The organism is Paraburkholderia sp. RL18-085-BIA-A (assembly GCF_046027075.1).
Lineage (GTDB): Bacteria > Pseudomonadota > Gammaproteobacteria > Burkholderiales > Burkholderiaceae > Paraburkholderia.
This window is the reverse complement of record NZ_JARESU010000204.1, coordinates 1-10,975: the sequence shown is the minus strand read 5'-3', so window position 1 is coordinate 10,975 and position 10,975 is coordinate 1. Positions and strand designations below refer to the sequence as shown.

Sequence of the window (10,975 nt, the reverse complement as noted above, 5' to 3'; positions counted from 1 at the left end):
TTGATTGAGCAGGATCATCGCAACATCAAGTCCAGGATCAACGCAATGCTCGGCTTCAAACGCTTCAGCGATGCGGCCATTACGATATCGGGCGTCGAGTTGATGCATCGCATTCGCAAAGGTCAGTTCAACCTCGCACGGTTGCGCCTCAAAGATACCACTGCGCCTACTGTTTGGAAGGCAGTCCTTTCAGCACGATGATGCAATGGTGAATGCGCCGTTTTTTGCTTGCGCCCGTAATTTGCACCACAGCCGTCACACGTACCCGTACCACACGGCTACACGTTCGAACCATAACAACACACCCTTCCGTACCAGTCGACTACGCCGTCCGTACCATATCCACACGCCGGCGGTACCATAACGCACCACCAAGGGCACCAGAGGTCTACACCTTGGTCGGCTGAAAGCCGCGCCCGGCAAGGGATTGAGTGGCGTTAAAGGTTTACTAAAGGTGTTAAGCGTATACGTAAACACGTAAACGCGGTCTGGTGTCTTTAGGAAGAACGGAAACCGGAAATTCCATCTCGCTGGCCTGTGCGCCTCACCATGATTCCTGACCAGCGAGTAAATGGTCCCACGGCTCCCAAATATCGGCGAAGGCAGCTAGGGGTTTCCCCTTGAATTGCATGGATTTTTTCCTCGCAATCGAAATTCAATTCACCGGAAAGCCTGAGCGTGTAGGGCTATGGTTAAGGGTGGTTGGTGTAGCTCTATGGTATTGCGGACCTCTGCCTCGTCATCCGAGGCGCCTAGCCTCGTGGGCTTGAGGTGTAGGACTATGGTAGGCCAACGGCGCGACTCGATAGAGTGCGGGAGGGACGGGATGCCGTGCGCGGCGGGACGTTGTTTGCCTAGGTGTAGCTCTATGGTATCTGGTGTGAAGCGCATTCGCGCGCAAGGATCTTTAGCTGGCCGCTCAGGTGGAGTTCTATGGGACGATCCCAAGGTGTAGTTCTATGGTTTTCCACAGCGCCAGTTCGGGCAGTGGGCACGACCGCTGGACGGCTTGCCACAGCCGGCGAGCCGATGACAATTGGGCGGAAGGTGTAGATCCATGGTTGTGAGTTCGGCTCGACGATCGGTAGTCCGGGCGGCGTAGCCACGGTTTGTAGTGGGTCACAACGAAAGTAAGCGCTCACCAGGGCAGGGTTAGCAGAAGAATGGTGGTCGATTGGGCCCCGTGGAATGCCGAAAGGTGTAGTCGTATGGTTGTCTTTCAGGCCAGAATTGCGGTCAGATTGTGATAGGGGTGTAGCCGTATGGTGGACGCCCCGCTCGGCCGGGACCGGGACACAATATCGGGTAGAATCTCAACAGTGCTTGCTAAGTCATTGACGTGTTGAGGTTTCTTATCAACCACCGATAACTAAATAGAACGGAATTTGAGGTCAACGCGTGGCATCCAAATCTGTAACGCTCGCTGAGCAGTCGCCGCAGCCCCCAAAGCGATTGAAGGGCAAGAAAGGTGCGAAAACCGAAGCCAGGACGACTCAGATCGGACTCTTCACTGTCGAGGAACCGGAGCCCTTCAAGAAAGCGACGCCGGCTGTTCACATCAGCGCGAAAAACAAAGCGCTGACTCTTGTTCAGCACAAGATCTACAACGCGCTGTTGGCAAATGCGATCGAGCAGGACCGCGATCATGCCGGCACGAATGTGGGTCTTACCCAATTCTCGATCGCGCTTACGGACCTCGTTGACAAGGTAGGTTTGAACAGCAACAACCGCGATTATCTGAAAGGGGTCATCAATTCCCTTATCGGTACCGTTGTGAACTGGGACTTTCTGGAAGCCGAGCGCGGAGAAGTCTGGGCCGCGACTGGTCTTCTATCGACGGCAGAGATGGACCGTAGCACCCTCGCCTATGAGTTTTCTGCCAAGATTCGGGATTTTCTCGTTCATCCCCAGATGTACGCAACGATTGATATGCGCATTGTTCGCGCGTTCAAACGCGCGGCAGCACTCGTGCTGTGGGAAAACTCCGTGCGTTACGAGGGCATTGGCCAGTCGGCGGTAATCCCGATCGAGAAGCTTCGCCAACTCTTTCTCGGCCAGGAAGGCGCGAAGACAATCTACCCCGAGTACAAGGAGTTCAAGCGAAACGTCTTGACGCCCGCAGTGCGGGAGGCGAATGAGGTCAGTGACCACACGATTGAAGTACTCGAGGTTCGACAGGGGCGCGCCGTTGTTGGAGTTCGCTTTACCGTGGCAAGGAAGCAAGAGGCCGCGCGCCTGGAGTCGGTGGATAGTGATCTTCTAATGTCGGTCACACAGTTGGGAATTCCGAGCTCGGAAGCGAGAAAAACTTTGGCTCGCCATAGCGAGAGCGATGTGCGCAACGCGCTCGACTATGTTCGCGCGCGCGAAGCCAAAAAGGGCGTCACACCGATCACAAATCTTCCAGCCTACTTCCGGAAAGCGCTTGCGGAAAAATGGGTGACACCGGAGAAGTCTAGCGGTACCAAAAAGGCGGCCGCAGCCCCGGGATTGCCCATGACCGGTATCACGGAGGAGGAAATTCGCGAGAAATATCGAGCGTCCCAGCTTGGGGATGCCAGAGCCTACTTTGATGAGTTGAGCGCTGGTGATCAGGCCGAGTTGATAGCGCGGTATAACGCGTGGCAACCGATGCAGAAGTGGCGGTTGGATGGTGGAAAGAAACAGTCTGCCGCTGCACAGCAATCGTTCTTGTCATGGCTGGCCCATGAAACGTGGGGCGAGCCGTCGACTGAGGATCTGTTTAAATTCGTGATTAAAGGTTTGGCGTCCACTGCCACAGCCTGAAGAACCTTGAACACCGTGCGACGAGGTTGTCTTAGGGACGTCTAAACCCGATTACTCCACTTGAGTAGATCGTAGAGGGGGCGGCTATCTGGAGGATAGACCTCCTTCCCTGACCAAACTCCGATGCTCTCGCGGACGGCGTCAGGCGCGTCTTGGTATTGTCCCACTGCTCCAAATCAAACATGCTCGCGCGGAACTCCGCGTGCGTGCAAAGTCTAGTTCAGCCGACGCGCGGTGCAAGACGTTGAGCGCAGCGCTAGTTGGCAGCGGCGCCGCGTTCAAATTTCAGCGGGATCCTCTGTCGCCATCAACCCGACAAGAAAGCCGGACTTTCAACGATGCGACGCGGTTCAGGCGCGACTGTGCCCTTTCTGTTCGGGCGGGACGGAAATGAATAAAATATTTAAAATTATAGTGTATTGTCCGAATATTTTAACTGTCATGTCGATAGATAACTCCCCCTGCGCACAAGAGCCAGAATGGCAGTGCAGTCAGTGCCGATAGTAACGGGAAGCTAATTACACAACGGTCCGATCGAATTGGCGCGCCTGTTCTGGTCCGTTGCGAGCAGAGCAGCATCTTTCACGTGGAAGATAAAGGGTAATCACTGCGCTCCGATCGCGCCGGTTACACAACGCGGCAAGAGTCGCACGAAGCCACTCTGCACATCGGAGCAATGGGACCCAAGCGGGTCGGTCATTTCTAAGCGCGGGATCTTCCACGTGGAAGACTGTCTAATGCGTTCGGTTGAGCCATGCGATTGCACGACTGTGACGGTGCAATTTCCACCAGGATGATGGTCAGTTGCGCGTACGTCTTGTCTGGATATGAGTAAGGTGGCTCACATCCTCCACGTGGAAGATTGCTTACTCCATTCGATAGCGTCTTACTGACACTGCAATTATCACGGGGATGTTGTTCAGTTGTGCGTTTCTCATGTCGTGTCGTGCGTAAGGCGGCTCGCATCCTCCACGTGGAAGATTGTGTGCTGCGTTCGATAGCGCCTTGCGATTGCACGACTGTTGGCGTTGCAATCTCCAACAGGACAATGGTCGTCTGAGTCTTTCATGTGGAAGACTATCGTATCGATAGAGGCTTGCGAGTGCGCGACTAAATGGTCGGTGTGATAGTCATCAGAATGGTGGTCATCTCGGCAAGGGCCTTGATGTCTTGTTTTCGACCAAAGTGACCCACGTCTTCCACGTGGAAGATTGTCATGTGATTGAGGCACATGTGTTCTTGCTTCGCGCCGCGGGCAAGCTTCCACGTAAACGATCTCTGTTCTGTTGCTTTCAACCGAAACCGCCTCGGGGCAGAACCGCCGGCACGGGCTCAGACATCCATCGGCATTCGTCGGCTTGTGTCTTCCGCCGCGGTTCTTCCACGCGGAAGAACCGGCGTGATTGTCCTACGCAACATGAAATAAGGATCCAAGCTGTCCACCGGCGGATCGGGCTCGTGTTGCTTTCGTACCACGCTCAGGGCGAAATCAATGCACTCATTTCGTAATTTCAGGAATTTGATTTGCCTCGCCCATTAGAACCTCGGCGCCGGCAAAGGACGATTGGAGTGAAGTAAAGTAAAGTAGGTACGGAACACGGGTGAGTTGATGCACGGGCATCGCCGTCTGCCGAAGCGCTTCTTCCACGTGGAAGAGTCGTAACATACGTGTCCGTCCGGACCGTTGTCAGAGCGGATCCTACAGAGAGTGCGGGGCATCCGTTTTCCAACCGGACGCGCACGACGCGTTTGCGCTAGTCGAGCATCAGAGAAAATAGTGCTACTTATATACATCTAGGGCTTGCATTCCTAGCAAGCTCAAGTAAATTCTAGCTTGTGCGCCGCGCGCCTTTGTCCGAGCGGCGCGGAGCGAATCGAGGTGCCCATTCAGGGCGCGTATCTCAGGTGCGCCATACATGGAGAGAGTGAAATGGGACTTGCAATAGCAATTGCGAATCAGAAAGGCGGGGTAGGGAAGACCACGGTTACGATGAATCTCGCAGCCGGTTTCGCGGAAGAAGGCTACAGCGTCTACGTAGCAGATGCGGACGAACAGCAGTCTTGCATGAGCTGGGCGGCGACAACCGATCCAGGCAAAGCATTGCCTTTTCGTGTGGGAAGCATAGCGAAGTTGGAAAAAAATATCGGGCGGGAAATCGCCAATCTTGCGAACGACTTTGACATTGTATTGATTGATTGTCCGCCGAATATCGCAAATTTGACGACAGGCCGTGTTCTCGCCGTGGCGGATGCGACGATCGTCCCGACCAATACTTCCCCGCTAGAGATGTGGAGTAGTCAAGGCATGATCGCGCTCATCGAGCGCACGCGCGCTTCCAGTCCGGAAGCGAAATTCGCGATTTTAGTGAATAAATCCAATAAAAAATCGATCTTGTATCGCGAGTTGAGCAAGCTCCTCGCTGAATCGTCGGTTTTGCTGTTCGAGTCGACCATGTCGGATAGGGAGTGTTATCCGCAGGCCGCAGCGCTGGGCCGAACAGTATTCGACGCGACAGGTGTCAGGGCTGGCAAAAAGGAAGCGAAGCAGGAACTGAAGGCGCTGGTCGAAGAGCTGATAGCACTTTTGAGCAACGAACGAACCGAGGAGGCCGCAAATGGCTAAAGGGAGACTTGATCTTACAAGCCGCGTTCGGCAAGGAATGGCTGTAGAGCGCCTGTCCGCAGACGAACGACTCACCCAAAATAACGTCGTAGAAACTGCGCAACGCGAAGCAGCGCGAGTAACGGGCGCAGCCTCGGCTTTGGCTCCGTCGATGTTGCCCGGGAAAGGAAGGTTCAGAGTTCGTTTGGCGGACCTGGTATCCAATCCCTATAACCCGCGGACGTTTTACAACCCGCAAACCATCGACTCGCTGGCGAAGAGCTTCAGCGACGAAGGTCAGATAGACGCCATCAAGGTTACTGAGCTTCCGGAGTATCCGAACAAGCGAGTGATCGTTGATGGTGAGAGGCGCGTTAGAGCAGCGAAGGCGCTCGGCAACGAATACATTGATGCCGAACTCTCCGAGGAGCCATTGGGCGCCAAGGAACTGTATCTTCGCGCGTATCGCGCAAACAAGGAACGTGACGAACAGACGGTCTTTGATGACGCCGTCGCGTGGAAAAAGCTTCTCGATGAGGGTATCTACATCGACTACAACGAACTGGCTGCGGCCGTCGGTGAGTCGGTGAACCAGGTCACGAAAATCACGCTTCTCACCGAATTGCCCCAGCTTTTCTTCAACAAGCTGGCGCAGGCAGCAAAGCCGCTTGGACTCTCCCATGCGTACAACCTGAAGCTGATCTACGAGCGCGCAGGCGAGCAGGTCGCCGAACATTGGTTGCAGGAAATCGTGGAAGGCCGGGCAAGTGTGCGCAGGCTCGAACAGGCAGCTTCGGCAGAGGCGACGATCAAGCGCCCGGGATCACGGCGCCCCCATTACCAGTCGCGCGTGCAGTTCAAAACGCCTATGGGTGCCGATTTAGGAGAACTGAAACTGTTTGGCGATGGCCGGACAGAGTTGAGTCTCAAGGGCGTTCAAGGGCCGGCGCAGCACAAGCTCGCCGATCGTGTGAAGGCTCTTGTGGAGGAATGGAGCCGTGAAATCAAAGAAGATTCGGATTTGCCAGCCTCGGGGGCGTAGCCAGCCCAACACGCGGAGCTAGCAGGTCCACCTCCGCTACACTTCGATGGCGTCCGTGTTAATACTCGCTGTTGACAGCCCGAAACACAAGGGTATGCGACCCCAATGCCCATGCAAATTCGCCTTGGTGCGTCGCTTCCTAGCGCGCGGGCTTCTATCAGCGATACGCCGCCTTAACCTGAGTACATGATGATTCGAACGACTATCGCGGCGAAAGCTGCGCTGGACGATCCGCTGCGTCTTGCAGAAATCTACCGGGCAGGGCTTGGCCGGCATTGGAACAGCCTGCGCCAGGGATCGGTACAACTCGCAGCCCTCAACCTCAAGGCAAGCGCTGCTCGGCTTCAACAAGCGGTGAAGATCTCGGAGTTTCCGGGCGAAATTCTTGATCTGTTCAAGCACGTAGGTATCGTTAATCGCACGGCGCGGGAATTGATCCGTGCCAGCAATGAGCAAGGGCTCGAACAGCTTAAGCTCCGCGCGGCGACCATAGATCCGGCCGGGAAGTCAAGGACGCAACTATTCGCGCTTTTGTGTGGCGACGAGGTCGCTGGCTCTTCATACCGGGCGCATTCGAAGGAACGACCATTAGCGCTCGATCAAAGGTATCGCGACGGACTACATTCGGGACTGTGGTCATCGACGCGCGAAGCGGCTCAAGTCTTGGGAGTTGACCAAGCGCGACTGGTGAAAGCTTCCAAGATCGCTGGCTTGCCGGACGAAGTTAAATTGCTCTTCCCGGGCCAGGCTCTCACGTTTGCAGCTGGTTGGCAACTGATTCAATTAACAAAGCTACGTGGAAGCGACGTTATTCGACAGGTGGCGATCGCGGCGCGCTCGGCCATCCCGACGCTGTCGCAACAGGAGTTGATGAACAGGTTCGTAGGGCTCGAAGGCAATGCCGTCAACGTGAAGGTAAAGCGCGGAACGGCAGGAAAGCTTGTTCTGGAGTTTCACTACGACGCAGACGACCCTGCCAACGAAACTCGTCTGTCGATGATGGCGATGTGGCTCCGCGACATAAAGCCCAACGTCCGGTGAGACCACCATCGAAAATCGATATACTGAATTTGGCGAAAAAACGCGCGCATCGAAAACCCGTGCGCGCGCTGAGTGATTCCCGTCAACACGCGGAAATGGTGTTCCCGTAGCGCCCCAGCTTGGCTCAAACTGCCGCAGGAAAGATTCGACTTCCCGGTACTCGTGGTCGAAGCGAAAGTTGCAACACGCTCGGTCGCCCGTCATTGGCGAGCGTGGGTTTCCGTCCGTGCCGTCAACTTTTGCTTCTGCGCAATCAAGAAGCAAAAATCAGAAATGCCAGATGACGGAAGCGAAACCTTTAATTGTCACGTGTTACCCGGCACCGAGCGGCGCGCGCAGGTTCGTGAAACACAGATGATCGACGCCCACAACCAGGAAGTCCTGTACCAGTAAGGCTTTGGCGACAATCCAGCGTCTCTTGAGACGATTGTTTCACGATGAAACGCGTTCCGGCGATAAGCAATCCGCGACAACGCGATATCTGTGCATATCCACTGTTATGGAAGTGCCGAAACGTAGTGAGCAATACGTATTTTGTAATGAGGCGGTCCGCGCGAAATTTCAATCGCGCCGCGTACAGACGGGGGACGATGGCCGGCTGTTGTGTATTAAACATGATGGTCGGGCAAACCGGGAGCCTTGTCCATGATCCAACGACGTTTCGTGCGGGCGGTCAATAACATACGTCCGTACGGCGCGCATCGATATGCTCTTCGGTCCGAAGGTCGGGCGCCGGCTGACGCTGTTCGGGCGGCGGCTCGCCCTGGATCTTTGGGTTCGCCTCGAATCAGACCCGCAGGCGGCAACAGTGCACGCTGGCTGAATCACGCCTGCGCACCGAACTGCGAGACTATCGAGGCCGAGGGACGGATTTTCATCCATACAGTCCGGGCAATCGGGAAGCGTCATTTCTCGAAGAAATGATCCTAAAGTTTTCTTCCTCCTGCCGTTTACCATTTGCCTTCATCGATTGAGGGCATGGTTTTTTGCGGGTGCTTTCCAGTTCCGCACGGAACGTTCAGCAAAAACGTGCCAAGTTCTCAACCAGCTTGATTTTTCTATCGACTGGTTGCGGGTTTTTCCGAGCAGGCGGAAACGACTGGAAGCGCCAGGGGCGCGGGTTCCGGCCCCCTCGTTCGAATCGGCTAGAATCCCGATGCTTTGAAGGTCGTAATGGCCCAAAGCCAGTCGTGGCAAGAGATTCCAACGAGATTGAGCGTCGAAGAGTTCGAGCTATTTGTCTGGCCGCATCTGAGCAAAGGGCAGTCGCGGCCCGGCGCGCAAGTTGGGCGCGCATGCGATCTTCAACTACATCCTGCGGCTGCTTTATCTGGGCTGTCAGTGGAAGGAGTTGCCCATCGATAAGGATCATCATGGGCGCCCCGCAATTCACTACACGCGCATCTATCGCGCCTTCCAGCGGTGGGAGGCGGACGGATGCCTGGATGCCATTTTCGAGGGCTCGGTCCTCAGACTTCGCCAGGACGCGCGACTGGACACGCGCATCATTCATGGCGATGGCACCACGAGCGCAGCGAAAAAGGGAGGCGACAACCTCGGCTTCAGCGGCCACAAAAAGGTCAAGGGCTGCAAGGTCGTTGCCTTCTGCGAACGGAATTGCAACGTGATCGCGCCGATCGTGTCGGCTCCGGGCGTAGAACGTATTAAATGTGTCTCAACTTCGCGAATAAATCTGTCACTTCGCGTCGGCGCCGTCGAAATCGCGCCTTGGCACCTCCGTATCATGCCGGGACCATCAGTTCATTTTGCGCCGCTTGGACGGTCGCGCGCGGTTGACTCCGCAAAGTGCTTCGCAACTAACAGTCAGTCTGCACGATAACTTCCACCGCTTCGCCACAAACCGTCCTGCAAACAGAAGGCTGTCTGCTCCCGCTCAGGCGTCAACGTTGCGGTGATCACCCGTTCAGCGCGCCTGGGATGTCGCTGCCTAGTCGCAAAAGAACGCGACGTCGGATCGCGAGCCGGTCCCGCCTGCACATCGCAGGCGTCGTCGACAGGAGTGAAAGGCGACCGTAGCAGAAGTGTGAACGGCACCCTACACATCGAAATGGCGCCTCGATCACACTGCTGTTGACGATGAATGGGCTTTCGCGGAGGCATTGCGGACAGCGTGTCTGGAACAATTGTCGATGTGCTGGACGGCGATCTTCTTCGTCAAGCGGATGCAGCACACTATGGTAGCCGTGCGCCGCGCACTGCCGGCAATACCGGAAAACCGTGTGATACCGTTGATGCTGCGTCACATCGAGCAATGATGCGTCCAACACCTTTCTGGGTAGCCGCACCAGATGGCGCAGTTGCGTGAAATCGATAGCGTCCCGCAGTGGTGCGACGCCTTCACCCGGATCAACGTCAGGGCACATCAGGCGGAGCCGCACATCGCCCGGCAGTGCGTTGGCGCAGGCGAATTTCCACAGGATCGAGACGAGCGATTCTCCCGGCATCAACCATCGGATGTTGAAGTCGCTGCCCAGCGCGAGCCTGAGTTGCCATTGGTCGAACGTGAGAATCGGAAAGCGCCGTGTCGCGAGCGCTTTGCGATTACGCCGTTGCGAGCACGCGTCCGGTGGCATGGCGGGACTGGATATAGCCGCAGTGATGAACGGCGTGGGTCCACAAGGCTGCCTCGGGGCAGTAACCCGGACCATCCTTGATCTCGCTTTCCTTGAGCACGATCTCGACGGCCCGTGCGAACGACTCCATCGGAATTTCAAGGCTCCCAGGCAAGCTCGCCTTATGATGTGCAGCCTCGAATGTCTGCCATAGCAAACGGGCGTCGCTGAGCAGACGATATCCGGCATCGAACGCCTCGGGTACGTAAAACCGTGTGAAGCTCCAGGGAGTGCCCTCCGGGTAAGCAGTCTGATCGTAACCGTTCAGGCACGTGGCGACATGCTGAGCATTGCGGATACCATAGAACATGAGGCGCGCAACGATCTGCGTCTTGCCTGCAATCTGTAACGCGGTCTTCTGAGCGAGCAGTTCCTCCTGCCCGACGAGGAACGCGAAGAGCTTGATCTGCTGGCGATCAAGGACATCGTGCACGTCGCGCAGCCATTCGTATTCGTTCTCGTTGTACCTTTGGGCTTCGTCACAGAAGAGGAGCACGGCGCTGCTTCCGGAGCGTGCGGCTGCCTCGCGAATGCGCAGCGACAGGCGGGAGCGCTTGGCCGAGCTGGTGCTGGCGTTCGGCGCGTGATCGCCTGCCGCCTCAAGCAGATTAGAGAAGAAGGGTCCTTCGGCATGCCGCGGTTTGTGCTCACACTGCGCATGGTAGGTCGTTATCTTCGGGTACTGCCGGGCAAGGAGGAGCCGCACGTACTCGATGGCGCGAGTCTTCCCGATCCGCGACGGCCCATATATGAGAGCTCCCATGATGTGGTAGCGCAGGCAGCGCGTTACGAGCTCATAGAATGAACTGGTCCCCGAAAAACGGACGCCATAAGGTTGATAATCATCCTTGTGGAGAAAGCGATGAAATA

At 56.2% G+C, this 10,975-nt stretch carries 10 protein-coding genes; 8 read left to right on the top strand and 2 right to left on the bottom strand.

Annotation, left to right across the window (positions count from 1 at the left end):
* Both P0D89_RS48060 and P0D89_RS48055 read left to right on the top strand, forming a co-directional pair.
* The coding region (locus tag P0D89_RS48060; RefSeq protein WP_408379004.1) for a DDE-type integrase/transposase/recombinase at nucleotides 1-201 on the top strand (201 nt) is incomplete at its 5' end.
* Nucleotides 202-1,398: 1,197 nt separating this feature from the next.
* Complete coding sequence (locus P0D89_RS48055; RefSeq protein ID WP_408369406.1) at nucleotides 1,399-2,787, top strand: replication initiation protein; 1,389 nt, start codon at nucleotides 1,399-1,401, stop codon at nucleotides 2,785-2,787.
* 1,110 nt (nucleotides 2,788-3,897) lie between these two features.
* Here P0D89_RS48055 and P0D89_RS48050 read toward each other — a convergent pair.
* Nucleotides 3,898-4,083 (bottom strand): hypothetical protein, encoded by a 186-nt coding sequence (locus tag P0D89_RS48050; RefSeq protein ID WP_408369404.1) that lies wholly within the window; start codon nucleotides 4,081-4,083, stop codon nucleotides 3,898-3,900.
* Nucleotides 4,084-4,717: 634 nt separating this feature from the next.
* Here P0D89_RS48050 and P0D89_RS48045 point away from each other — a divergent pair.
* The 6 genes from P0D89_RS48045 (at nucleotide 4,718) to P0D89_RS48020 (ending at nucleotide 9,312) form a co-directional block, all read left to right on the top strand.
* Nucleotides 4,718-5,410 carry an AAA family ATPase gene (locus tag P0D89_RS48045; RefSeq protein ID WP_408369402.1) on the top strand — a complete coding sequence of 231 codons (693 nt, stop codon included), beginning with the start codon at nucleotides 4,718-4,720 and terminating at the stop codon, nucleotides 5,408-5,410.
* Nucleotides 5,403-6,431 (top strand): ParB/RepB/Spo0J family partition protein, encoded by a 1,029-nt coding sequence (locus P0D89_RS48040; RefSeq protein ID WP_408369400.1) that lies wholly within the window; start codon nucleotides 5,403-5,405, stop codon nucleotides 6,429-6,431. The genes P0D89_RS48045 and P0D89_RS48040 overlap by 8 nt, the downstream gene beginning before the upstream one ends.
* A gap of 186 nt (nucleotides 6,432-6,617) precedes the next feature.
* Nucleotides 6,618-7,472 carry a hypothetical protein gene (locus tag P0D89_RS48035; protein ID WP_408379001.1) on the top strand — a complete coding sequence of 285 codons (855 nt, stop codon included), beginning with the start codon at nucleotides 6,618-6,620 and terminating at the stop codon, nucleotides 7,470-7,472.
* A 72-nt stretch (nucleotides 7,473-7,544) separates the two neighbouring features.
* Nucleotides 7,545-7,865 (top strand): hypothetical protein, encoded by a 321-nt coding sequence (locus P0D89_RS48030; protein WP_408369396.1) that lies wholly within the window; start codon nucleotides 7,545-7,547, stop codon nucleotides 7,863-7,865.
* A gap of 252 nt (nucleotides 7,866-8,117) precedes the next feature.
* Nucleotides 8,118-8,396: an SET domain-containing protein-lysine N-methyltransferase gene (locus P0D89_RS48025; RefSeq protein ID WP_408369394.1), complete on the top strand. Its 279-nt coding sequence runs from the start codon at nucleotides 8,118-8,120 to the stop codon at nucleotides 8,394-8,396.
* A 361-nt stretch (nucleotides 8,397-8,757) separates the two neighbouring features.
* On the top strand, nucleotides 8,758-9,312 hold the full coding sequence (locus tag P0D89_RS48020; protein WP_408369392.1) for a transposase: 555 nt from the start codon (nucleotides 8,758-8,760) through the stop codon (nucleotides 9,310-9,312).
* 722 nt (nucleotides 9,313-10,034) lie between these two features.
* Here the strand turns inward: P0D89_RS48020 and P0D89_RS48015 are convergent.
* On the bottom strand, nucleotides 10,035-10,975 hold a 941-nt coding region (locus tag P0D89_RS48015), incomplete at its 5' end, for an AAA family ATPase (protein WP_408369390.1).